The organism is Rhizobium arsenicireducens, assembly GCF_964021225.1.
Genome location: NZ_CAXHYK020000001.1, coordinates 453202 through 475795, shown reverse-complemented (window position 1 = coordinate 475795; position 22594 = coordinate 453202). Strand labels below are relative to the sequence as shown.

Here is a 22594-nt window from a genome sequence, read left to right as displayed (position 1 = left end):
GCTATTTGCCCCCGCCCATTTTTTCGTTCAGCTTGTCGAGCGTTTTGCGCATTGCGCGGGCATCTTCCTGCTGCGCCTCGATCCAGTCGCGCAGCATCTGCTGCTCGTTGCGCATGTTCTTCACCAAGCCCTGAATGCCTTCGGCAAGCCCGGCGATTGCAGCAACCGAACGGTCGCTACCGCCGAGCGCAGAACCCTCTCGGCTGGCCAGCCTGGACAACTGGTCGACCAAACCCTTGATGTCGTCCGCCGGTACGCCGGACATTCCGCCGGCCGTTATCGCCATGTCGGAATCCACATCCGTCACCGAGGAGAGCCAGTTTTCAAGCTCGGTATAGAATCGGTTCTGGGCACGACCGGCCTGCAGATCGAGGAAGCCGAGGATAAGCGAGCCCGACAGGCCAAGCAACGAGGACGAAAACGCCGTGCCCATGCCCGAGAGCGGACCGGTGAGACCGCTCTTCAGCGCCTGCAGCACGTCGCTGCTGTCGCCCGAGCCCGGATCAAGCGACTGGATCACCGAACTGATGGAAGCGATCGTGCCGAGTAGCCCCCAGAATGTACCGAGCAGTCCGAGGAACACGAGGAGGCCGATCAGGTAGCGTGAGGTATCGCGTGATTCGTCGAGACGGGTGGCAATCGAATCGAGGATCGACCGCAGTGCCGTGGTCGAGATAGCCATCGAACGACGGCCACCGATCAGCGCCCGCATCGGCGCCAGAAGTCGCGGGTCGCGCCCCACCTTTTCGGCATGACCGGCTGCGCGGAAGGAATTGAACCAGCGAACCTCCGGCCTCAGCGCCAGCACATGATTGAAAACGAGGACGATGCCGACGGCCAGAACGCCAAGGATGAGGCCATTGAGACCCGGATTGGTCATGAAGGCTGCATGCGCCTGTCGATAGAGGATGGCGGCAATGAAACCGACGATGATCAGGAAGATCACCATGGTCGTGAAGAACGGCATCGGGCTGGATAGCTTGTGGCCGTATTCTCCGGGTGCTGCCTCCGCCGCCTCCAAATCCGCCAGCTTAACTTTCGCCATGTCGTCTCCAGCCTCCGGTCATCGTGCGCCGGAGGCTAGTAGAAAATTGCGACGAATTGAAGCTAAAAGCCGCCGACCCCTGACGACGCCTGTGTAAAGTCTCAGGCTTTCGGGATTGGCCGCGCAATGACCTCAATCAGTGCCTTGCGGATATATTCGTTGCCGGCGACGACGGTGCCGGTGTGGAACATGTCCTGGCCGTCATGCATGTCGCTTACGAAGCCACCAGCCTCGCGGATCAACAACAGGCCGGCGGCGATGTCCCACGGGTTGAGCTCGGCTTCCCAGAAACCGTCGAGACGGCCGGCCGCAACGTAGGCCAGGTCAAGGGCGGCTGCACCCATGCGGCGAACGCCGGCGACTTCACCCATGACATGGCGCAGTTCCAGCAGGAACTTGCCGTGCGCACCGCGGCCGAGATGGGGAATGCCGCAACCGACGACGCAGTCGGACAAGACCTTGCGCGCCGCCACGCGGATGCGGCGATCATTGAGAAAGGCGCCGCCGCCCTTTTCGGCTGTGTAGAGTTCGTCGGTCGCCGGATTGAAGATAACGCCGGCGACGATCTCGCCATTGCGCTCCAATGCAATCGACACGGCGAACTGCGGAATGCCGTGCAGGAAGTTCGTCGTGCCGTCCAGCGGATCGACGATCCAGCGGTGCGCGCCGTCTGTACCCTTGATCTCTTCGCTTTCCTCCCCGAGGAAACCGTAGGTCGGGCGTGACTTCAGCAGTTCTTCACGAACCAGCCTTTCGGCCTTGATGTCGGCCTGCGAAACGAAGTCGCTCGGTCCCTTGACCGAAACCTGCAGGTTCTGCACCTCACCGAAATCGCGCGACAGGGACTTGCCCGCCTTGAGCGCGGCCTGGACCATGACATTGAGGAGAGCTGAACGGGCCATTATCGGTTTCCTTGAAAGTGCGGCAGGTCGCCGGGCGACGGCGGCAAGCGCGGCGCGATGGATCGCGGCGATTGGGCGGTTCAAGACCACAAAAACAGCCGGAATTCAAGAGGCATGCACCAGCCAGTCTCAGGCATGACTCGTCATATGGCGAGGCCCAGCCCCCAGGCGGCAAGCCCCACCCCGACCGACAGTGCGGTTGCCGCCAACAGATGCATGAAAAAACGAAAGCTGCCAAAAATGCCCGCATAAATCGCCTTGGCAGTCATGTTGCAAACCACCGCGACGCCGATCGCCTGCGCAGCAAGGCCGATATCGAGCGAGGGAAGCAGGCCGGCCACGGTGACGGTCGCCGCATCGACATCGGCAAGCGCGGATAGCGCCGAGGCGAAGATGAGGCCGGCATCGCCGAAAAGCAGTGTGGCTGCCCGGGCGAGAAAGGCCACTGCGGCCAGCAGAAGAGCCATCTTCGCCACCGCAGCGAGTTCGAAGGGATTGCCCGGTATACCCTGCCCTCCCTCGGCGCGCTGGCGCCGGGCGACAAGCAGTGCATAGGCGACTAGTGCTGCAGCGCCCATGAGCAGTGGCACGAGTAGCGCGGGCAGTAGCGATGCGGCCAGGGCCCCGATAAGCAGGGCGGTGCGCAGCAACGAAACCGCCCCTGCACTGATTGCACCCGCAACCAGTGTAAGAACCGTTTCTTCGGTGCGGCTGCGGCGAGCGAATGCCACGGTCGTTCCGGTGGAAGACACCAGTCCGCCAACCGCACCGGCCAACACATCGCCGCGCGTCGCGCCGAACATCCTGACCGCGACATAGCCGACAAAGGAAATCGAGGCGAGCATGATGACGAGCAGGACAATGCTCTTCGGCGAAACCCCTCCGAACGGCCCGATCGGAGCATCGGGTATGATCGGCAACAGGACGAAGGTTACTGCAAGCAGGATGACTGCCGAGCGCAGCTCGACCCATTGCAGCCGCCGGATTGCCTGGTGCAGGAATTCGCGGCTGACGAGGATTACGATCAGCGCAGCTCCGCCAGCCGAGGCGAGTTTCATGTCTCCAAGCGTGGCGAGTGCTCCGAGCCCGAAGGTGAGAATGGCGGCGATTACCGAAGTCACACTAAAGGATTTCTCCGCGATCGCCTCGCGCATTTCGAAGACCGCCATGACTGTAGCAATGGCGATCAGGAAGCCGGTGAGCGCTACGCCAGGATAGCCAGACGCGGTGCCGAGAGTTCTTTCGATGAGTCCGGCGACCCCACCGGCCATGCCGAACATGGTGAAGGTGCGGATACCGGCCGTACGTGCGCCTTCCGGTTCATCCCGTTCGCGCCAGTGCCGCTCGACGCCGACAGCCGCCCCGATGGCAATAGCCAGGCCGAGGCGCTGAAAAAGCTCGACATTGTCCACTTTCTCCCCCTCCCCAGCGTCCGACTTCAACGGCGGCGGAACTTGTTCGCCGCGTCGATCGCCTGTTTCTGTTCTTCGTCGGTCAGTCCGAGGTAAAAATCCTCAAGCGCCGGGTCCTTCAGCCCTGCCCGACGCGACAGCACATACCACTTGGCGGCCTCGATCGGATCGGGTCGCGTGCCAAGTGCATTGATATAGAGATGCGAAAGGCGGTTCTGAGCTACAACATTGCCGCGGTTGGCGGCGACCTTCAGCCAGCGGAAGCCTTCTTCGTAATCCCGCTCGCCCGCAATGCCGTTGATCAGCCAGATGCCGATGTCGAGCTGGGCGGTGTCAAAACCGGCGCGCGCCGCACGGTCGAGCCAGTAACGCGCCTTGGCGCGCTTTTCCTCGGAAATGTCCTTCAGCGATTCGTAGATCTGCGCCACTGCATATTGGGCATCGGCAATCCCGTTGTCCGCGGCCTTCTCGTAATAGGGCAAGGCCATGGACAAGCCCTTTTGCCCGGGATTGTCGGCGACCAGGGTCTGTGCCCAGTTGAACTGCGCCGAACTGTTGCCGGCATCCGCGGCCTTGCGCATGTATTCGTCGGCCTTGGCCTTGTCGCGGGGGACTGTCCTGCCCTCCATCAACAGCATCGCGTATTTGAACATCGCGGCCGGATCGCCGCCGGCAGCAGCCTGGCCATACCAGAAGGCAGCGCCCTTCAGGTCCTTCTTGATGCCCAGACCACGGTCCATCAGCTCGGCAAGCAGGGTCTGCGCCGCCGGATCGCCGAGCTGGGCGCGCGGCAGAGCCTTGTCTACGGCCGTCAGAAAAAATCCGCGCTGGAACGCGCCATAGGCCTCATCCAGGGGCCCCTTGTACTCCGCCTCGGGCGGCAGGTCTGGCAGGGGAACACCCATCCGCGCATAGATGTTGATCCCTTGAGGCTCGTCGTCCCCCTGGTTCGCCTGCAGTTTCTCATCCGCCGCGGACCCGGGGCGGGCGCTGCGATCGAGCGTTCCTGCGGAGGGTGGCTGCTGCTCACCGCGCTCTAGCACCCTCACGTCGGCAGGCGCCAGCGGCCGCATCGACGGGCGTTTTTCCCCTTGCTGGGCGACAGGAGAGCTCGGCAAACCAACCACCGCCGCGAGGCAGGCAACGACGGCAAACAGCACGGGCCGATTTAAAAGAGTTGAGCGCATGATGCGTTTCAATCTTCAAACCGTGGCGCTTTTTCGTCAAGCTCGGCATTGACCCGTGCAACGACAGTGGCAGCCATGGCCGGATCGGCAAAAACCGCCTCGCGCAATGCGACGAACTCGACGCCGGTTTCTGCGACCGCGAGCGCCGACGCTGGATCCTGCCCACCCATGACAATGCTGGGAATCGCGATCAGCGACGACCACCATTCGCCAAGCGCCAGGTTCTTCGAATGGGCGTCCGGCTTGATGTCGCCGTCGAGCTTGCCGAAGAAGATATAGTCGGGCTGCACCTCGCCGATTTCCAGCGCATGGTGCCGGTCCATGGCATTGCCGCCTCCGACGATCATCTTCGGCACATGCTTCTCGATCGCCTCGGCAAGCGCGGCCGCATTGCCGGAAATGTGAAGACCGTCGGCCTGGGCCCGGCCAGCCACACGGCTGTTGTCGGCGACAAGCGCTGCGGCCCCGACGTCCTGGATCAGCGGCACGAGCAGTTCGGCATGCTTCTGGAACGCCGCGTCATCAAGACCGTATTGCGGAATGATGACCGAGGCGACGTCGCCACCTTTCAGGGCGTCGCCGACCGCACGCGCCTTTGCCTCGGCATCGGCAATGTCGGGTACGATCAGGACGAGACGGCAGCGATCTTCGGGACTGGTCATGACTGGATCCGTTCTCCGGGACGGTGCGGCGTTCTCCGCACACCTCCCTCGTATTGGGTAAGTAAATCCGATAGACCGGTCCATCGAAAGGATCAACCGAAACAAATGAATCTTGATCTGCTGTTCTATGCCGCGGCAATTCCGGCCGTCATTCTCGTCGGGCTGTCCAAGGGCGGTCTAGGCGGCGCATTTGCCCTGATCGGTGTGCCGCTCCTTGCCATCGTCGTCCCACCGATGCAGGCGGCGGCGATCTTCCTGCCAATACTGCTGGTCATGGATGCGGTGGCGCTCTGGGCCTGGCGAAGCCACAACAGCCGTCCGACACTTCTGGCCATGCTGCCCGGCGGCATTCTCGGCATCGCGATCGGCTGGGCTACATCCGCTTATGTTTCGGTCAACGTCATGCGGCTGTTGCTCGGCAGCATATCCGTGCTGTTCGCGCTGCGCTATTTCGTCGACGCGGCCCGGCAGTTGCAAAAGACGGAACCGGCTGCCGCACCCGAGCGGCCGGTCGCCGCGACGCTCTGGGGCACGCTGTCCGGCTACTCGAGCTTCGTCGCCCATGCCGGCGGGCCGCCGTTCCAGATCTATACCCTGCCGCTCCGACTGGATCCGCTCTCCTATACCGGCACCAGTACCCGATTTTTCGCGATCATGAACGCGATCAAGGTCATACCCTATTTCGCGCTCGGCGAACTCGGCACCGGCAATCTGGTCCTTTCGGCGACCCTGTTGCCGTTAGCGCTCGTCTCGACCCTCATCGGCGCCCGTTTGGTCCATCACCTGAAACCGCACATCTTCTATCCGCTCATGTACGGCATGGTGCTGATCGCCGGTGGCAAGCTGCTCTATGACGGCATCACCGGACTTTAAGCAGGGTGGCCCCTAGCGATTGCTGCAACGCACAGCGCGCTTGCCGCAACGTGGAGTTTGACGTACCCTCACGCCATGTCGAACGTTGATCCCTTTGTCGCCATCGCCGACCCGCACCGCCGGTACCTGCTGGAGGAACTGCGGCGTGCGCCGAAGACAGTGAACGATCTTGCGAGTGGCCTGCCGATCAGCCGTCCCGCCGTCTCGCAGCACCTCAAGGCATTGCTCGACTGCAATCTCGTGACTGTGACCGCCGAGGGAACGCGGCGCATCTATTCCGTCAATCGCCCGGGCTTCGATCGCCTCAACCTCTGGCTTGACCAGTTCTGGTCCTGAGCGCATCCCTCGAGAACAAAAGAAGCCCCGAAAACCGCTCTGGTCTCCGGGGCATCGGTGTGTAATCGGTTGTTCCTGGCTTGCCGGCCCGGATCTGCCTTCAGGCGACCCCCGGCCGGCATATGCCGGAAAGTCAGTGTCTGGTCGACGCCCTCAGGCGTTCCATTTCATCCTTGATCCGCAGTTTGAGCCTCTTCAGCTCGGCGATATGGTGGTCGTCGACGGAGGGAGACGTAAGAGCAGTGTGGAGCTTTTCCTCAAGAGCGCCGTGCTTCTTTTCGAGCGATTCAAGATGAGCCTGCATGGTCATTTGACACGTCCTTCCTTTCGCCTACCTCCAGCCCTCACAACGCTGGAGTTTCAGGCTTTGCGAAAGTAATGTGACACGAACAATGGGTTTTGTCGAAGGCGAAATGAGGGAGAAAGCGCGGCAAATTCGCTGGCAAGGATAACTTCCCGTTACCGGTATTTGATGATAGGAGCTTGCGCGAATCTTCGACGCATCCGACAAAAAGGATGGGTTGAATGCGAGAATGGGGACACGATAATGGCCGATCAGGAACAGGCGGACATTCGGCTGGCGCTCGCCCGGCTCCGGCAGGAGCACGAGGACTATGACGTCGCCATCAATGCCATGATCACCACCGGATGTGACGCCTTGAGAATCCAGCGCATGAAGAAAAAAAAGCTGGGAATCAAGGACAAGCTGACCTCCCTCGAAGACCAGATCATCCCCGATATCATCGCGTGAACAGGCAAGGACCGCCACGATGAACGAAGAACGCCCTCCGGTCGCCATCATTATGGGAAGCCAGTCCGACTGGGAGACCATGAAGAACGCCGCCGATACGCTGGATGTTCTGGGCGTAGACTATGAGGCACGCATCATTTCGGCGCACCGCACCCCTGATCGGCTGGTCGCCTTTGCCAAGGGCGCGCGCGACGAAGGCTTTCAGATCATCATCGCCGGCGCTGGCGGCGCTGCCCACCTTCCCGGCATGACCGCCGCCATGACGCCGCTTCCTGTATTTGGCGTACCGGTACAATCGAAGGCGCTGTCCGGCCAGGACAGCCTGCTCTCCATCGTCCAGATGCCGGCCGGCATTCCCGTCGGCACGCTCGCCATCGGCAAGGCCGGCGCCGTCAATGCCGCGCTGCTGGCCGCCGCCGTGCTCGCCCTCCACGACGAGGACCTCGCCGAACGTCTCGATGAATGGCGTGCCAGCCAGAGCGCAGCCGTTGCCGAATATCCGCTGGACGAGCAGCCATGAGTGCTCGCACGATCGGCATTATCGGCGGCGGACAGCTCGGTCGCATGCTGGCCATGGCCGCCGCCCGGCTTAATTTTCGCACCGTGATCCTCGAGCCGCAGGCCGACTGCCCGGCAGCCCAGGTTGCCAACAGCCAGATCACCGCGCCCTACGGCGACCCGGTCGCGTTGGCCCAACTCGCCGCTGCCTGCGACATCGTCACCTATGAATTCGAGAACGTGCCTGTCGAGGCAGCCGCGATCCTGGCGCGCAACGTGCCGGTCTATCCGCCGCCGCGCGCGCTCGAAGTCGCGCAGGATCGGCTGACGGAAAAACGCTTCCTCAACGATTGCGGCATCCCGACCGCGCGCTTTCATGCCGTCAACAGCCAGGCCGAACTCGAGAGAGCGCTCGCCGATTTCGCCGGACAGGGCGTTCTCAAGACGCGACGCCTCGGCTATGATGGCAAAGGCCAGCGCGTCTTCCGCTCGACGACCGACAGCCCGCAGGGCGCCTTTGCAGCCCTCGGCAACGTTCCATTGATTCTCGAGAGCTTCGTACCCTTCGAACGCGAGATCTCGATCATCGCCGTCCGGGCCATCGACGGAAGTGTGGAAACCTATGACCCGGCCGAGAACGTCCATCGCGACGGCATACTCGACACATCGACCCTTCCGGCCCGAATCGGTGGAGCCACAATCGCCGCCGCCCGCGAATCAGCGCGGAAGCTACTGGCAGCGCTCCACTATGTCGGCGTTGTCGGCATAGAGTTCTTCGTCCTGCCCGACGGCAGTCTGGTGGCCAACGAGATTGCCCCGCGCGTTCACAATAGCGGCCATTGGACTGAAGCAGCTTGTGTGGTTTCACAGTTCGAGCAGCACATCAGGGCGATTGCGGGAATGCCGCTCGGCTCACCTGCCAGACACTCCGACTGCGTGATGACCAACTTGATCGGCGACGATCTTGACGATGTTCCGGCATGGCTTGCCAAACCCGACGTACTCGTCCATCTCTACGGCAAGACCGAGGCCCGGCCGGGCCGCAAGATGGGTCATGTCACCGAGCTCATGCGTCCCGAACGCTGAAAAAGCCGGAGAAAACCGGGCTTCCGCCGCCAAATCCGGGCGGAACCGGTTGACACGAAGGGTCAGGACGGAGTATTTGCCACCAACCCTTTAAGAGCGCGCCCCGTAGCGCGCTTTTGATTGTTAGACACAGTGGCGAGTGTACTATTCGCCGACAACCTTTGCGGACCAGTAAAATGAAGATCAAGAACTCGCTGAAAGCGCTTAAGGCCCGTCATCGCGACAACCGTCTGGTTCGCCGCAAGGGCCGCGTCTACATCATCAACAAGCAGAACCCGCGCTTCAAGGCTCGTCAGGGCTGAGGCAAGGGAGCGCCACCCTGTGGTGGCGGTGCTGTTCGTCAGACATGGGTCCTGTACCCGATCGTGTCGATGGCGAAAAATTGAGTTTGAATAGCGGCGCAAGCGGATTACCTTATCCGCATGCGCCGTTTTCGTATTTGTGCCCCGCTCATTTCAACCCTGCTGTTGGCGACTGTCCACGGACCGTCTGCCCTGGCGCAGACCGATGCCCAGACAGGCGCTTCCGAAAGCGTATCCGTCGAATCAGGCGCCGAGGAGATGCCAGAGGGCGTTGATGCGTTGATCGCCGATCTAAAGCGGGAGCGCGATCCGGAGGCAGCGAACCGTCTCACCGAGGACATCCTGGCGAGCTGGAACGCATCGGGCAGCCCGACTATTGACCTGCTGATGCAATGGGCGCAGAGCGCGGCATCCGAGAAACGAAACGCAGCCGCTTTCGATTTTCTTGATCAGGCCATCGTCTTGAAGCCGGACTTCATCGGCGCGTGGAACCAGCGAGCAACGCTGCATTATACCATGGGCAACTACAAGAGGGCCGTTTCCGACATCAACCGTGTACTGGCCCTGGAGCCCCGCCATTTCGGCGCGCTGGCGAGCCTCGCTGCGATCCTCGGCGAACGCGGCAGCGAGGAGATGGCTCTCAAGGCCTGGGAGCGCTACCTGGAAATCTATCCGGCCGATCGACAGGCACAGGAGATCATCACGAAGCTTTCCGAGAAGCTTGCCGGCAGTCGGACGTAAGCCTTGGCGGTCAACCCGGGTGACGAGAGGCTGAAATTTGAAAAAGCCGCCCGGACGCGGCTTCTGCCTAACCAGATGACGGGGTATCCCTCAGATCCCGGACAAACCGTCCGATCCGATATAGGCAATGCGCAGCATGTTGGTGGCGCCCGGCGTTCCGAGCGGCACACCGGCCGATATGATGACCCGGTCGCCTGGCTTTCCAAAGCCCTCGGCGACAACGATTCGGCAGGCCCGGTTCACCATGTCGTCGAGGTCGGTCGGCTCTTCCGAGACAACGCAGTGCAGGCCCCAAACGACCGACAGGCGCCGCGCCGTCTGAATGACCGGCGAAAGCGCGATGATTGGCACTTCCGGACGCTCACGCGCGGCGCGAAGCCCGGTATTGCCGGAGGATGTGTAGCAGACGATGGACGTGAGCTTCAGCGTCTCGGCAATTTGTCGGGCAGCAAGGGAAATGGCGTCGGCGCCTGTAGCCTCGGGATGAGCACGCTGGGCGTAGATGATGCCCGGATAATGCGGCTCGCGTTCCACCGTGCGAGCAATGGACGCCATGGTGGAAACCGCCTCGACCGGATACTGGCCGGATGCCGACTCGGCCGACAGCATGATGGCATCGGCGCCTTCGAACACGGCGGTCGCGACGTCGGAGACTTCGGCGCGGGTCGGGACTGGCGCGAATATCATTGATTCGAGCATCTGGGTCGCGACGACCACCGGCTTGCCCGCGCCACGGCAGGCGCGGATCAGTTGCTTCTGCAGGCCCGGAACCGCCTCGAGCGGCATTTCCACCCCAAGGTCGCCGCGCGCCACCATAAGCGCGTCTGACAATTCGATGATCTCATCGATGCGCTCGATCGCCTGCGGCTTTTCTATCTTCGACATCAGGCCGACGCGGCCACGGGCGATCTTGCGCACCTCGGCCAGGTCTTCCGGACGCTGGATGAACGACAGCGCCACCCAGTCCACCTCGTTGGTGGCCAGGACAGCGTCGAGGTCGGCGCGGTCCTTGTCGGTCAGGACGCCGGTTGCAAGCAGAGTATCGGGGAGGCTCACACCCTTGCGATCGGAGATCTTGGTGCCCGAGACCACGGTGGTGACGATGCTTTTTCCGTCGCACTTTTCAGCACGCAGGTGCAGCTTGCCGTCGTCGATCAGCAGGCGATGGCCCGGCTTGACCGAGGTAAGGATTTCCGGATGCGGCAGGAAGACGCGCGTATTGTCGCCAGGCTCATCCTTGTCATCCAGCGTGAAGGTCTGACCCGGCACCAGTCCGACGGTGGTCTCGGCGAACTTGCCGACACGTAGCTTCGGCCCCTGCAGATCGCAAAGAATACCGATCGGGCGACCGCATTCGGCCTCGACGGAACGGATTTTCGCAATCATGCTACGCATCACATCGTGGCTGGCATGGCTCATATTGATGCGGAACAAATCCGCTCCCGCCTCATGCAGCTTGCGGATCATCGCTTCGTCGGAGGAGGCCGGACCGAGCGTTGCGAGGATCTTCACTTTGCGATTACGCTTCATTAATTCTGGCTTTCCTGCGTGCCGGGGGTGTCGGAAAGCTGGACCATCCAGCTGCCCTGACGGCCCGTGTCATATTCCTTGAATCCCATCTGCTGGTAGCCCCGTGCGAAGCAGTCCTGTACGCCGACGATCTTGAACTCGTTCTCGGCTGCGCACATGTTGATGTCGCCCGTCCAGCGTCCGCCGCGGGCAGCATCTTCCGCATAGAGATAATAGTAGCGGGATTGCAGTTCGCCCTCGATCAGCGTGGCGCAGGTCGAGGCCGGAATCTGCCACCAGCCTTCGGTGATCCAGCCTTCTTCTGCACGGTAGCCGATCGCAACGCCGACGAGGTTGGGCGTTCCATTGCACACCCTGAATTCAGCATGTGCTGCTCCCGCCGCGAAAAGCGGCGCAATCAATACGCTGGCGATGAGAAATTGTTTGAGGTGACGCGCGCTCCCCTGGGAGCTTGGAATTCTATCTTGCTTCAGCACGGTTTCCGCCGGAACTCCATGTTTGTGCGTCGACTGCCTTCTTGCGATGATGGCCTCGGAAAGTCAACGCAATTCTAATCGATTATATTTTTGACATAAACCATCAACCGCGATCTTGGCACAAACGTGGCCGGGACGAAAGCTTGCGCTCGCCTTTCCCCCATGTCATCAAGCCCGAGACACCTTTTCCGGCGGCGCCCATGCACGACTTCTCGCCTTTCGAACTCCTATCGGGTCGGCATGACCTCGGTCTGGTGCTTCTCGCCGACCATGCGATGAACCGCCTGCCGGAGCGCTATGGTCGCTTGGGACTGCCCGAGGACGCCTTTGCCCGCCATATCGCCTATGACATAGGCATCGAGGCTCTAACCCGCCGCCTTTCTGCCAGGCTGGAGGTGCCGGCCGTACTCAGCTGTTTCTCGCGCCTCCTGATCGATCCGAATCGCGGCGAGGACGATCCGACGCTGATCATGAAGATCTCCGACGGGGCGATCATCCCGGGCAATCACCCGATCAGCGCGGACGAGTGGAACCACCGCATCGAAACCTTCCACCGGCCCTATCACCAGGCCGTCAGTCGCACGATTGCCGCGGTTGCAGAAGCATCCGGCAAGGCGCCGCTCGTCTTGTCGCTGCATTCTTTCACCCCCGCCTGGAAAGGCATCGCCCGGCCATGGCATGCAGCCGTTCTATGGGATAGCGACCATCGCGCCGTCGAGCCCTTGCTTCGCCATCTCCGGGCGCCCGGCGACATCACTGTCGGTGACAACGAGCCCTATGACGGAGCCTTGAAGGGCGACACCCTGTACAGCCATTGCATGATGACAGGCACGCCGCACGCTCTTCTGGAAGTGCGGCAGGATCTGATCGGCGACGAGGCCGGCGTCGCAGCCTGGGCCGACAGGCTGGCGCCGATCTTCGAAGAACTCAATGCCGATCCGGCGCTGCACCGATACGAAGTTCACGCGTCCCGCGCGGGGCCCTACCCGGCCGTCTGAAAGGATAGCGTCGGCGAAGGAACGGGAATTCGCCGCAATTTCCTGCGCAATTCGCGCCTCGTTCGGAGCTGCGGTCCGGCACAAGACTGAAGAGTGAGCGCTGCGCATAACTTGGGTCTTGACGCGAGCCCCGCTTCGCGGCAGGTCAGCCTCACCAAATGAAATTGCCGCTATTGAAGGAGAATGCCCATGTCTGATGCCGCACACGGCGTTGCCCGCGACCAGCTCCGCGCCTTTGTCGAGCGCATCGAGCGCCTCGAAGAAGAAAAGAAGACCATCGCCGACGACATCAAGGACGTCTACGGCGAAGCCAAGTCCATGGGCTTCGACACCAAGATCCTCAAGAAGGTGATCGCTCTCAGGAAGAAGGACGAGCAGGAACGCATGGAAGAGGACTTGATCCTAGACACCTACCTGCACGCGCTCGGCATGATCGAGAGCCCGCCGGAGGAATGATCCGAGCCCAAAGGTCTCCATAACTGAAAAACCCGCCGGACGGCCTGTCCGGCGGGTTTTCTGTATTGCGCTTGACCACACTGCGATCTCGGGGTGCGACGATCTTACGGTGCCCCGAAACGGTTCGGATCGACCGACACAGCACCCTGCTGGAAGCCAACCGGCATAGCCGCCATGGGCGCGCTCAGCGAGCGGCTGACGATTCGCGGCGCCTTGGCAGTCTTGTCGACTTTTTCGAAGCGGTCCTGGTTCAGAGCCCAGTAGGAAATCATGTCCTCGGTGAGACGCCCACCCGACATTGCCATACGCGCCGCTTCGGCTTCCGCCTGGCTCGGGCGCTTGCCCTTGGCCGGCAGGCCCGCCTCGATGCCACTGTTCTCGACCGCCTTCGGCATGTCGAAGCCGTCGCCGAATTCGCCCGCATTCGCGGCCGGCTTGGCCTGGGGGGCGATAGCTGCCACCTCGACCGTCGGAGACGAAGCGGGCTCAACCTCGCCCATTGTCAACGCAACGGCACCACTTGATACCGGCGCGTCAGGCCGTGTCCCGGGCATCGGCATATTGCTCTCTTCCAGCGCAGCTGCCGCTTCCGGTGAAAGGATTGCCTGCTCGATCTGGTCGACTTCGGATTCCGGGTCGCTCTCGGCGCCGGCCAGCAAGGCTTCCGCCACCGCGGGCCGTGCCACCGGCACCGGAACCATCGCCAATTCGCCTTCGACCGCCTGAGTGAGGGCCGGGTTGACGGACGCAGTCAGCATTTCCGAGGTTTGCGCATCACCCTTCATACCACGCGGGCCAAGGAGGGTCGGAACGGGTATCTTCATTGCCTGCAGGTCGGCATAGCCTTCTTCGGCCGTCGGCTCGCCGGACGCGACCCGCGCCAACGCGTCTTCGGCCGGGTTGCGTGGCGGGGAGTAAAGCGCAACAGCCAGGCTGTTGTCGGCGGGAGTGAGCGATGGGCGGGCCGCCGGCACCGGTGCATTAAGCGCGACAGTCGCTTCCGGCATCCTCAATTCAGCCTGCGGAGGCGGCGGCGCAGCGCTCGCCATCATCACCGGTTCGGCCGCCGTCACGACAGGCTGCGGCGCGACGGGTGTGCGTCTGGGCGGCGGGCCGACATCTTCCTCTTCGTCCTCGTCGCCGCCGCCGAACAGCATGGCGAGCAGGTTCTTGCGCTTGCGCCCCCCGGACTTCTCATCAGCAACCAGAATTTGGTTAAGGCTCAACCGCTTTTTGTAATCTGCCAGCGCCTGCTGATAACCGGGCAGCGGCTTGCCGTCAGTAGGAATGTGCACGGTCTTGCCATCGGGGAAAAGGCGCACCAGTTCCTGACGCGACATTCGCGGCCAGGCACGGACGCCGGCAACATCCATATGCACGAAGGGCGATCCGGACCTGGGATAGTAGCCCACCCCACCGGCCTGCAACTGGACGCCGATCTCGCGCAGCTTGCTCAGCGACACACCGGGAATGTAGAAATCCATCGCCGTGCCCTTCATGTGCTGGCTTTCCTTCGCCACTCCCTTGGAGCGCGAACGCAGCATCGCATTGGTGGCCGGGGATCGATAACCGGAAACGACCGTGATGTAGCCTGTCGCACCGGCACGCCGATAGACTTCCCAGACAAGATCGAAGAGCCGGGGGTCCATTTTGGTCGGCTCGTTGCGTCGCCAGTCACGCACGAGGTAGCTCAACTGCTTGAGCCCGTTAGCGTCGTAGCGGCCGTTGCGCTTGAACGTGACCGCCGCCTTCTCGCCGGTATGAACGAAGTGGATCTTGAGGGTGCGGGTCTCGGCAGAGGCGGTCGCCGTCATGCCCATTGAAACCACGCACGTAAGGAAGAAGAAAGCAACGAGCGAACAGACCGACCTGAGGAAGGACTGCGCATGCGCAGTCGGATGACTGCGCCCGTTTCCGCCGGAAGGCGCGCTGCGATCATGCAAGGTCAGCAAATCAATCCCCGTCTGAAAGACTATATCCCACGCCACATAAATGCCCGCGAAATGCGGTAACACCATGGCAATTCTGCCACAGGCAGCATCAATCCTTATATAGTGAACATATGCCTAACAAGTGATTAGCGGCAAGAGGGACACCGTTTCCAGTGCGCTGCGCAGCACGAGGCGTGCGGCGGCTATTCTGGTCATGAACGGGCAGCTTCCTCGCCACCCTCCGCGTCGATCTCCACAGTATGACGGCCGCAGCCATTGGTGCGCGCCATTCAACCTCAAGAATGCGCGGAATGCATGCACCGAACATCGAAAGCTGGTGTGAGTTTCAGAAAGCAACCTGGGAAGATGGAGTGGCCGGGGATCGTGCGGGCGATCACTGTCGGGACGCTGACCTACTTCGTGCTCCAATTGTCTCTGCGAACCTCCGGCAAGAGAAAGCTCGCAAAATTCAATGCCTTTGATCTTGTGGCGCCGTTACTCTCGGGTCCACCCTGTCCGCAATTCTCCTGCAGGAATCAATCGCTTTGGCGGAAGGTGCGACGGCCCTGGCGGGCAACGGGCCCCTGAGCGTCATATCCCGTAAAGGCCCGGGGCTCGCCTGGCACCATCCATCCGGCAGCAAATGCACGCCATGATCGCATCATCAAGCCGCGTGCTTCTGGGGGTCGTCAGGATCGATGCCGTAGTCTTTCAGCTTTCGGTAAAGCGTTGAGCGGCCAATGCCGAGCTTGCGTGCCACCTGGCTCATCTGGCCGCGGTAGAATTTGAGCGCGAATCGGATCAGTTCCTCTTCGATCTCGGCGAGCTTTCGCACATTGCCGGCTTCGTCCGTGCTGATGATCACGTTGGCGGCAATTTCGCTGGCTGTCGCGATCCGATCGGAAGCAGCCGATTCGGCAGGCTGCGGCGCGGGTGGAATATGCCCACTCACCTCGGCCTGGGTGGCTGGGACGACCTCGTTTCGGTTTCGCCCGCCTCCAGCAGCGGTAGGCGCAAGGTCCGAGATCTTCTGGGCAGCGATCTGCGGGAAGTCGCGCTCGCCGAGAACTGGACCTTCGGCCAGGACGACTGCCCTGTAGACAGTATTCTCCAACTGGCGGATGTTGCCGGGCCAGTCATGACCGGTCAGCAGCGCCAGCGCGCCGGCGTCGATCGTGAGGGGTTTCGCGAGGCGCTGCTCAGCCGAGAAACGCTCCACGAAGGCGCGCGCCAGATGGGGAATATCTTCCTTGCGGCGGCGCAGCGCGGCGATCGTGATCGGATAGACGTTGAGCCGGTAGTAAAGGTCCTCCCGGAAGCGGCCGGCCTTGACCTCCTCGATCAGGTCCTTGTTGGTGGCGAGGACCAGCCGGACATTGATCTTCCGGGGTCGCTTGCCGCCGGGCAATTCCACTTCGCCGTTGTGCACGACGGAAAGGAGCTTCGCCTGCACATGGGCGGGCAATTCGCTGATCTCCTCGATGAATAGCGTACCGCCTTCAGCTTCCGCAAACTTGCCGGGGATCTGCGCCTCGCCGGGCACCCCTGCCGGATCGTGTCCAAATAGCACACCTTCGATCAGGCTGGGCGGAACTGCCGCACAGTTGATGGTAACAAAGGGGCGCGCCGAGCGTTCGCTTGTCGTGTGGATGGCACGCGCCATCATATCCTTGCCGACGCCGCTTTCACCCTCGAGCATGACAGGAATGACGGAGTGCGCCGCGCGCCGGCCGAGGTCAACCGCGCGGGCCATGGCCGAGCTCGCCGCAACGATATCGCCAAAGCCGACGGCACCAGTTCGGCTCCGACGACCAGGTCGGCCCAGCGAACCATTGCTGTTGAATTTGACGGCGCTCTGGATCGCGCCGCAAATCCGCTCGATCGAGCACGGTTTGACGAGAAAGTCGAAGGCCCCCGCCCGCATGGCCTCAATGGCACGGCGGGTTGCGCCCTCGGACGTTTGGACGATCACCGGTACGCTCGCATGCAGGTCGCCCAGTGCATCCAGAAAGCCGTTGCCAATCCTCTCGGGTGCGGAAAGGTCCGCCAGAACGGCTACGATCTCGTGTCGATGCCTGCGGAACACGTCAAGCCCGGCTTGATCGCTGTCGGCAAGATGTACGACATGCCCAAGGCCTTCGATCGCCGCCTTGAGTGAGCGGCGCTGGACCGCATCGTCATCGATTACAAGGATATGAGCGGTCAACTTCGAGCTTCCCGAATTCATTCTGGTGCGTCATGCGGAATGCGCATTTGCAAACCATGGTCCGGCAAAGCCTGCCCGAAAGGACTGAACATCCCGTTTTGAGAAAAGCTCGCATTTTATCAATCTGATAGCGGTGCCCGGCACAGGGGATCGTACCCCTGCTGACAGCGACGCTTGCCCCCTCGCGCGCGACTGACTACATCTCCTTACCAATCAGTTCGGAAAAGGAAGGACCACCATGCCGAGAGATTTCCAGCCCGCCCGCGCCCTGTCTACGGCCGCTGCTGCTGCCGCTCCACAGACCGAACTCGACGACCTTCCGCTCTGGGACCTTTCGCATCTCTATCCGTCGCAAACGTCCGGGGCATTCCGAAGCGACCTTGAAAAGGCAGCCGCGGATTCGCTGGCCTTCGAAACGAAATGGAAAGGCAAGCTTACTGAGGCAGCGACACTGACCGGCGACCAGGGAATGTCCAAGGCACTGCGCGAACTCGAAGCGCTGGAAGACCTGCTCGGCCGCATCGCCTCCTATGCCGGCCTCACCTACTATTCCGACATGACCAATGCCCAGAACGGGAAATTCTTCGGCGACGTCCAGGCAAAGCTAACCGACCTCTCCGCCCATCTTCTGTTCTTCGCACTAGAGCTGAACCGTATCGATGATGCCGTCATCGACACCAGCATGGACAAGGATCCGGCACTTGCCCACTACCGCCCGTGGATCGTCGACCTCAGGAAGGACAAGCCCTTCCAACTCGAGGACAAGATCGAGCAGTTGTTCCTGGAAAAGTCGATGACCGGGACGGCGGCCTTCAACCGCCTGTTCGACGAGACGCTCGCCTCGCTGCGCTTCAGGGTCGGCGAGCAGGAACTGCCGCTCGAAGCCACCCTCAACATGTTGCAGGATGCCGATCCGGCCCTGCGCGAGCAGGCCGCCAAGGCGCTCTCGCAGACATTCAAGGACAATATCCGCATCTTCGTGCTGGTCACCAACACGCTGGCCAAAGACAAGGAAATCTCCGATCGCTGGCGCGGTTTCGAGGACATAGCCGACAGTCGCCACCTGGCAAACCGGGTCGAGCGAGACGTTGTGGACGCACTGGCCGCAGCCGTGCGCGATGCCTATCCGCGCCTGTCGCACCGCTACTATGCGATGAAAGCGAAATGGCTCGGCATGGAGCAGATGAACTATTGGGATCGCAACGCACCGCTCAAGGAGACGCCGGACCGGTTGATTCCCTGGAACGAGGCCAAGGATACGGTTCTGGCCGCCTACGGCGCCTTCGCGCCTGAAATGGCCGAAATCGCGGGTCGCTTCTTTGATGAACAATGGATCGACGCACCGGCGCGCGCCGGCAAGGCACCGGGCGCCTTTGCCCATCCGACCGTGCCATCGGCACATCCTTATGTGCTGCTGAATTATCTCGGCAAACCGCGCGACGTGATGACGCTCGCCCACGAACTCGGCCACGGCGTGCACCAGGTGCTCGCCGGGCTCAGGGGCCGCTGATGTGCCAGACACCGCTGACGCTCGCCGAGACGGCCTCGGTGTTCGGCGAGATGCTGACCTTCCGCACGCTGCTCGACCGCACGGCCGACAATCGCGAACGCAAGGCCATGCTCGCCCAAAAGGTCGAAGACATGATCAACACGGTCGTGCGCCAGATCGCCTTTTACGAATTCGAGCGCAAGGTGCACACCGCCCGCAAGGAAGGCGAGCTGACGGCCGAGAAGATCGGCGAGCTGTGGCTCTCGGTCCAGTCGGAGAGCCTCGGCCCGGCGATCAGGATTTCGGAAGGCTATGAGAGCTGGTGGGCCTATATTCCCCACTTCATCCACTCGCCTTTCTATGTCTACGCCTATGCCTTCGGCGACTGCCTGGTGAACTCGCTCTATGCGGTCTACCAGAATGCCGAAGAGGGGTTCCAGCAGAAGTACTTCGAGTTCCTCAAGGCCGGCGGCACCAAGCACCATTCAGAACTGCTCGCTCCCTTCGGCCTCGACGCTACCGATCCGTCGTTCTGGGCCAAGGGCCTGTCGATGATAGAAGGCCTGATCGACGAACTGGAGGCGCTTGATAAGGCCTCCTGAACCGGGGAACGCTCAAGCCCTATGGCTGACCATCCGCCCTTTGCCCTGTTCCGAGACGACAAGCGCGGGGAAAGCCTGCTGTTTGCCGATCCGCGCGAGATCGTCATCGCGCAGACGGCCGACGAGGTGCTGACCGCCTTCGAGCGGCTGGAGACGGAGCGGCGGTCGGGCAAATGGCTGGCAGGCTACGTCTCCTATGAGGCCGGTTATGTCTTCGAGGAAAAACTGAAGCATCTTGTCGAAGATGGCAGGGAGACGCCGCTCATAGCCATGGGCATTTTCGACGGCCCCGCGCCAATTGGGCATCCGCTCGCCGCACCTGTCGCAACGGGAGACGCCCCCTTCATCACCGAGCCGCGTGCCGGCTGGGATTTTGCCGCCTACCGCCAACGCTTCGAGCGCCTGCACGATCACCTGCGCCGGGGCGATTGTTACCAGGCGAACCTGACCATGCCGATCGAGGCCCGCTGGCGTGGCGATCCGCGGTCCGCCTTCTGGTCCCTGGTTGCCCGACAGCCGGTGCACTACGGCGCCCTCATCGATCTCGGCGGCCCGGTGATCCTGTCGCGCTCGCCGGAACTGTTCTTCAAGATTGATGACGAGGGTTGGATCGAGACCCATCCGATGAAGGGAACGGCGCCACGGGGCAAGACGCTGCAAGAAGACCAGGCGATCATTGCCGCTATGCTGGCCGACGAGAAGACCCAGGCCGAAAACCGCATGATCGTCGACCTGCTACGCAACGACATTTCGGCCATCAGCGAGGTCGGCACGCTGTCGGTGCCCAAACTCTTTGCCATAGAGACCTATCCGACCGTGCATCAGATGGTGAGCCACGTACGGGCAAAGCTCTTGGAGGGGATCGGCACACCGGAAATCTTCCGTGCGCTCTTCCCCTGCGGTTCGGTTACCGGTGCGCCGAAAATGTGGGCGATGCGCATTCTCGCCGAGCTCGAAGTCAGGGCCACGCGACGTCTACTGTGGCGCCATCGGCTTCTGCGACCCGGCCGGGCCCATGCGTTTTTCGGTGACCATACGAACTCTGACACTTTTCAAAGACCACCGGGCAGTCTTCAATGTCGGCGGCGGCATCGTCTTCGATTCGAAGGCGGAAGCGGAATACGAGGAATGCCTGTTGAAGGCGCGCTTTGCGGTAGGGGATCAATGGATTTCTCGCTGATCGAAACCATGCGCTGGCAGCCGGGAGGAGGCTTTCTCCGGCTCGACCAGCATCTGCGACGCCTCTCCCGCTCCGCCGACGCGCTGGGATTTCGCCAGCCGCAGGATGCGCTGGCCAAGTTGCAAGCCGCGGTGGAGGGCGACTTTCCCCTGCGCGTGCGCCTCACCATGACATTCCGGGGCAAGATCGAGGTCACAGCTTCCCCGTTCGAACCGCAATCGGACGATACCGTCTGGCGACTGCGGATCGCCCAGACCCATCTGAAATCCGACGATAGCCTCTACCGCCACAAGACCTCACGCCGCGAACCCTATGAGGCGGCCCGCGCCGAATTCAAACCGGAAGATGCTGACGAAGTCCTTATGCTGAACGAACGCGGCGAGGTCTGCGAGGGCACCATCACCAATCTCTTCGCCGAGGTCGAGGAAGGCCAATTCGTCACCCCGGCCCTGTCGAGCGGACTGCTCCCGGGCGTATTGCGCGCCGAACTCATTCGCGAACGCAAGGCCAGAAGCGAAGTGCTGCGGCCCGAGGATCTGAAGTTTCGCAAGCTCTATGTCGGAAACTCGCTGCGCGGCCTGATCCGCGCCGAACTCGTGGAAGGTGACGCCTGATGTTCATCCTCTCCCTCACCTACGTGAAGCCGCAGGAAGATGCCGATCGCCTGATGGAACCGCACATGACCTGGGTGAAACAGGGCTATGACTCCGGCATGTTCCTCGCGTCCGGCCGCAAGGTACCCCGCACCGGCGGCGTCATTCTTGCCAAGGGCGAACGGACAGACATCGAGGCCTTTGTCGCGGGCGATCCCTTCGCGGTTCACGGCGTGGCGGACTACGAAATAACGGAGGTTGCCATCACCACTGCCTTGCCTCAACTTGAGCTTCTCAAGGGGTGACGGCAACGACCTGTCGCCGACTACCGCACGAGGTCTTCGACGGAACATGCCCACCTACGCACCCTATGCCAGCGACGCGACCAAGCCCTTCTCCATCGGCCTCTCGGCCCTGGATCCGAAGCGCTGGATAGAGCCGGACGACGATCTCAAGCGCTATCTCGACGAAAAGCGGCGTCTCGAAGAGGACCACTTTGACGACATCTTCCGCGCCGCGCCGGAAAGCATCGACGCTCAGCAGGAATGTCTGGATCTACTTGTGGACCACTTGCTGCAGGCCCACGGCGACCGCTACAGCCGCTCAGGCTCGATAATGACCACGGCCGGCCATGCCGTGGACCTTGCCGACGAAAGCCGCCCGCCGCTCCTGCGCGCCGGGTCGCTGGTTGAGGATGATCTGGTGATCCTGCGCAAGAAGCCCGACGGCTGGACGATCATCGCCGCCCATCTCGCCTTCCCCTCCTCCTGGTCGCTGGCGGAAAAATTCATGCGACCAATGGCCAAGGTCCACGCGCATGTGCCGGGCTTCGAGGGCGGCACGCGCAACGACACGATCATCAACCGGGTGTTCGACAATCTCCAGCCGGACCTGCCGGCCGAGCGTTTCAACTGGTCGATCAACTGGCGTTATGCGCTCTATCATCCGGTCAGCGTCCGCCCGTCGACCGATCCGGCCTCCCGCGACATAGACCCGGCCAATGCCTTCGTCCGCGTCGAGCGCCAGACCCTGCGCAAGCTGAAGCAAACCGGCGATCTTGTCTTCACCATCCGCATCTATCTCGACCCCGTCGCCGTCTTCGAGCGACACCCCGACGGTGCGCGGATGGCGCAGGGTCTTGCCGCCCAGTTGGAGGCGATGACCGACGAGCAGATCGCCTACAAGGGGCTGGCCGAAAAACGCGAAGAACTGCTACGCTGCCTGCGCTCTGGCGCTTACGCGTGAAAATCCGCCAGCAACGGGCATGGCGGCCGAAAAGCGCTCTTTATTGTGTCAGGCTTTTATGATCTAGAACCGCCGATATCAGCGGGCCCGGCC

General features: G+C 62.0%; 22 protein-coding genes and 2 pseudogenes. 14 read left to right on the top strand and 10 right to left on the bottom strand.

Features of this window, described 5'->3' with window-relative positions; translation table 11 throughout:
* Position 1: 1 nt before the first annotated feature.
* The 5 genes from ACWPVA_RS02220 to ACWPVA_RS02200 form a co-directional block, all read right to left on the bottom strand.
* Positions 2–1045 carry a flagellar motor protein MotA gene (locus tag ACWPVA_RS02220; protein WP_454286119.1) on the bottom strand — a complete coding sequence of 348 codons (1044 nt, stop codon included), beginning with the start codon at positions 1043–1045 and terminating at the stop codon, positions 2–4.
* A gap of 101 nt (positions 1046–1146) precedes the next feature.
* Positions 1147–1947, bottom strand: a complete 801-nt coding sequence (locus tag ACWPVA_RS02215; RefSeq protein WP_454286118.1) for an inositol monophosphatase family protein — start codon at positions 1945–1947, stop codon at positions 1147–1149.
* Between the two features lie 143 nt (positions 1948–2090).
* Positions 2091–3359: an MgtC/SapB family protein gene (locus ACWPVA_RS02210; protein WP_454286117.1), complete on the bottom strand. Its 1269-nt coding sequence runs from the start codon at positions 3357–3359 to the stop codon at positions 2091–2093.
* Between the two features lie 26 nt (positions 3360–3385).
* A complete protein-coding gene (locus ACWPVA_RS02205) occupies positions 3386–4546 on the bottom strand; it encodes a tetratricopeptide repeat protein (RefSeq protein WP_454286116.1) in 1161 nt (386 codons plus the stop codon).
* Positions 4547–4554: 8 nt separating this feature from the next.
* Positions 4555–5208 carry a thiamine phosphate synthase gene (locus tag ACWPVA_RS02200; protein WP_454286115.1) on the bottom strand — a complete coding sequence of 218 codons (654 nt, stop codon included), beginning with the start codon at positions 5206–5208 and terminating at the stop codon, positions 4555–4557.
* Positions 5209–5313: 105 nt separating this feature from the next.
* Between ACWPVA_RS02200 and ACWPVA_RS02195 the strand changes: the two genes are divergently transcribed.
* Both ACWPVA_RS02195 and ACWPVA_RS02190 read left to right on the top strand, forming a co-directional pair.
* Positions 5314–6081 carry a sulfite exporter TauE/SafE family protein gene (locus ACWPVA_RS02195; protein ID WP_454286114.1) on the top strand — a complete coding sequence of 256 codons (768 nt, stop codon included), beginning with the start codon at positions 5314–5316 and terminating at the stop codon, positions 6079–6081.
* 75 nt (positions 6082–6156) lie between these two features.
* Complete coding sequence (locus ACWPVA_RS02190) at positions 6157–6417, top strand: ArsR/SmtB family transcription factor (protein WP_454286113.1); 261 nt, start codon at positions 6157–6159, stop codon at positions 6415–6417.
* Positions 6418–6550: 133 nt separating this feature from the next.
* Here the strand turns inward: ACWPVA_RS02190 and ACWPVA_RS02185 are convergent, their stop codons facing one another.
* Positions 6551–6727: a YdcH family protein gene (locus ACWPVA_RS02185; RefSeq protein WP_454286112.1), complete on the bottom strand. Its 177-nt coding sequence runs from the start codon at positions 6725–6727 to the stop codon at positions 6551–6553.
* A gap of 237 nt (positions 6728–6964) precedes the next feature.
* On the opposite strand from ACWPVA_RS02185, the gene ACWPVA_RS02180 reads away from it, so the two are divergent.
* The 5 genes from ACWPVA_RS02180 (at position 6965) to ACWPVA_RS02160 (ending at position 9795) form a co-directional block, all read left to right on the top strand.
* Positions 6965–7168, top strand: coding sequence for a YdcH family protein (locus tag ACWPVA_RS02180; protein WP_454286111.1), 204 nt, complete (start codon positions 6965–6967; stop codon positions 7166–7168).
* Between the two features lie 19 nt (positions 7169–7187).
* Positions 7188–7688 carry a 5-(carboxyamino)imidazole ribonucleotide mutase gene (gene purE, locus ACWPVA_RS02175; RefSeq protein WP_454286110.1) on the top strand — a complete coding sequence of 167 codons (501 nt, stop codon included), beginning with the start codon at positions 7188–7190 and terminating at the stop codon, positions 7686–7688.
* On the top strand, positions 7685–8752 hold the full coding sequence (locus tag ACWPVA_RS02170) for a 5-(carboxyamino)imidazole ribonucleotide synthase (RefSeq protein WP_454286109.1): 1068 nt from the start codon (positions 7685–7687) through the stop codon (positions 8750–8752). Before purE ends, ACWPVA_RS02170 begins: the two co-directional genes overlap by 4 nt.
* 176 nt (positions 8753–8928) lie before the next feature.
* Complete coding sequence (gene ykgO, locus ACWPVA_RS02165) at positions 8929–9054, top strand: type B 50S ribosomal protein L36 (protein WP_003497670.1); 126 nt, start codon at positions 8929–8931, stop codon at positions 9052–9054.
* Positions 9055–9174: 120 nt separating this feature from the next.
* On the top strand, positions 9175–9795 hold the full coding sequence (locus ACWPVA_RS02160) for a tetratricopeptide repeat protein (protein ID WP_454286108.1): 621 nt from the start codon (positions 9175–9177) through the stop codon (positions 9793–9795).
* Positions 9796–9885: 90 nt separating this feature from the next.
* Here the strand turns inward: ACWPVA_RS02160 and pyk are convergent, their stop codons facing one another.
* A complete protein-coding gene (pyk, locus tag ACWPVA_RS02155; protein ID WP_454286107.1) occupies positions 9886–11325 on the bottom strand; it encodes a pyruvate kinase in 1440 nt (479 codons plus the stop codon).
* Positions 11325–11738 (bottom strand): DUF1036 domain-containing protein, encoded by a 414-nt coding sequence (locus ACWPVA_RS02150; RefSeq protein WP_454289506.1) that lies wholly within the window; start codon positions 11736–11738, stop codon positions 11325–11327. Before ACWPVA_RS02150 ends, pyk begins: the two co-directional genes overlap by 1 nt.
* Positions 11739–12001: 263 nt before the next feature.
* Here ACWPVA_RS02150 and ACWPVA_RS02145 point away from each other — a divergent pair, with 263 nt between their 5' ends.
* Positions 12002–12799, top strand: a complete 798-nt coding sequence (locus ACWPVA_RS02145; protein WP_454286106.1) for an N-formylglutamate amidohydrolase — start codon at positions 12002–12004, stop codon at positions 12797–12799.
* A gap of 189 nt (positions 12800–12988) precedes the next feature.
* On the top strand, positions 12989–13255 hold the full coding sequence (locus ACWPVA_RS02140) for a DUF2312 domain-containing protein (protein WP_454286105.1): 267 nt from the start codon (positions 12989–12991) through the stop codon (positions 13253–13255).
* A gap of 104 nt (positions 13256–13359) precedes the next feature.
* Here the strand turns inward: ACWPVA_RS02140 and ACWPVA_RS02135 are convergent, their stop codons facing one another.
* The gene (locus tag ACWPVA_RS02135; protein ID WP_454286104.1) at positions 13360–15069 is read right to left on the bottom strand and encodes a DUF882 domain-containing protein; all 1710 of its coding nucleotides are present in this window, start codon (positions 15067–15069) and stop codon (positions 13360–13362) included.
* 781 nt (positions 15070–15850) lie between these two features.
* Positions 15851–17392: a sigma-54-dependent transcriptional regulator gene (locus tag ACWPVA_RS02130; protein WP_454286103.1), complete on the bottom strand. Its 1542-nt coding sequence runs from the start codon at positions 17390–17392 to the stop codon at positions 15851–15853.
* A gap of 238 nt (positions 17393–17630) precedes the next feature.
* Here ACWPVA_RS02130 and ACWPVA_RS02125 point away from each other — a divergent pair.
* The 5 genes and pseudogenes from ACWPVA_RS02125 (at position 17631) to ACWPVA_RS02105 (ending at position 22501) form a co-directional block, all read left to right on the top strand.
* Positions 17631–19483: pseudogene (locus tag ACWPVA_RS02125) on the top strand (M3 family oligoendopeptidase).
* A 21-nt stretch (positions 19484–19504) separates the two neighbouring features.
* Positions 19505–20663 (top strand): annotated as a pseudogene (locus ACWPVA_RS02120) (aminodeoxychorismate synthase component I).
* Complete coding sequence (locus ACWPVA_RS02115) at positions 20612–21277, top strand: aminotransferase class IV family protein (RefSeq protein ID WP_454286102.1); 666 nt, start codon at positions 20612–20614, stop codon at positions 21275–21277. The pseudogene ACWPVA_RS02120 and the gene ACWPVA_RS02115 overlap by 52 nt, the downstream one beginning before the upstream one ends.
* Entirely contained in the window at positions 21277–21561 is a 285-nt protein-coding gene (locus ACWPVA_RS02110; protein ID WP_454286101.1) for a YciI family protein, read from the top strand. Before ACWPVA_RS02115 ends, ACWPVA_RS02110 begins: the two co-directional genes overlap by 1 nt.
* A gap of 46 nt (positions 21562–21607) precedes the next feature.
* Positions 21608–22501, top strand: a complete 894-nt coding sequence (locus tag ACWPVA_RS02105; protein ID WP_454286100.1) for a heme-dependent oxidative N-demethylase family protein — start codon at positions 21608–21610, stop codon at positions 22499–22501.
* Positions 22502–22594 lie beyond the last annotated feature (93 nt).

Excerpts from the sequence above, each read along its gene's own strand:
- ACWPVA_RS02220 (WP_454286119.1), bottom strand. The coding sequence starts at position 1,045 with ATGGCGAAAGTTAAGCTGGCGGATTTGGAGGCGGCGGAGGCAGCACCC.
- ACWPVA_RS02215 (WP_454286118.1), bottom strand. The coding sequence starts at position 1,947 with ATGGCCCGTTCAGCTCTCCTCAATGTCATGGTCCAGGCCGCGCTCAAG.
- ACWPVA_RS02205 (WP_454286116.1), bottom strand. The coding sequence starts at position 4,546 with ATGCGCTCAACTCTTTTAAATCGGCCCGTGCTGTTTGCCGTCGTTGCC.
- ACWPVA_RS02200 (WP_454286115.1), bottom strand. The coding sequence starts at position 5,208 with ATGACCAGTCCCGAAGATCGCTGCCGTCTCGTCCTGATCGTACCCGAC.
- ACWPVA_RS02195 (WP_454286114.1), top strand. The coding sequence starts at position 5,314 with ATGAATCTTGATCTGCTGTTCTATGCCGCGGCAATTCCGGCCGTCATT.
- ACWPVA_RS02190 (WP_454286113.1), top strand. The coding sequence starts at position 6,157 with ATGTCGAACGTTGATCCCTTTGTCGCCATCGCCGACCCGCACCGCCGG.
- ACWPVA_RS02185 (WP_454286112.1), bottom strand. The coding sequence starts at position 6,727 with ATGACCATGCAGGCTCATCTTGAATCGCTCGAAAAGAAGCACGGCGCT.
- ACWPVA_RS02180 (WP_454286111.1), top strand. The coding sequence starts at position 6,965 with ATGGCCGATCAGGAACAGGCGGACATTCGGCTGGCGCTCGCCCGGCTC.
- purE (WP_454286110.1), top strand. The coding sequence starts at position 7,188 with ATGAACGAAGAACGCCCTCCGGTCGCCATCATTATGGGAAGCCAGTCC.
- ACWPVA_RS02170 (WP_454286109.1), top strand. The coding sequence starts at position 7,685 with ATGAGTGCTCGCACGATCGGCATTATCGGCGGCGGACAGCTCGGTCGC.
- ykgO (WP_003497670.1), top strand. The coding sequence starts at position 8,929 with ATGAAGATCAAGAACTCGCTGAAAGCGCTTAAGGCCCGTCATCGCGAC.
- ACWPVA_RS02160 (WP_454286108.1), top strand. The coding sequence starts at position 9,175 with ATGCGCCGTTTTCGTATTTGTGCCCCGCTCATTTCAACCCTGCTGTTG.
- pyk (WP_454286107.1), bottom strand. The coding sequence starts at position 11,325 with ATGAAGCGTAATCGCAAAGTGAAGATCCTCGCAACGCTCGGTCCGGCC.
- ACWPVA_RS02145 (WP_454286106.1), top strand. The coding sequence starts at position 12,002 with ATGCACGACTTCTCGCCTTTCGAACTCCTATCGGGTCGGCATGACCTC.
- ACWPVA_RS02140 (WP_454286105.1), top strand. The coding sequence starts at position 12,989 with ATGTCTGATGCCGCACACGGCGTTGCCCGCGACCAGCTCCGCGCCTTT.
- ACWPVA_RS02135 (WP_454286104.1), bottom strand. The coding sequence starts at position 15,069 with ATGACGGCGACCGCCTCTGCCGAGACCCGCACCCTCAAGATCCACTTC.
- ACWPVA_RS02115 (WP_454286102.1), top strand. The coding sequence starts at position 20,612 with ATGCCTGTTGAAGGCGCGCTTTGCGGTAGGGGATCAATGGATTTCTCG.
- ACWPVA_RS02110 (WP_454286101.1), top strand. The coding sequence starts at position 21,277 with ATGTTCATCCTCTCCCTCACCTACGTGAAGCCGCAGGAAGATGCCGAT.
- ACWPVA_RS02105 (WP_454286100.1), top strand. The coding sequence starts at position 21,608 with ATGCCCACCTACGCACCCTATGCCAGCGACGCGACCAAGCCCTTCTCC.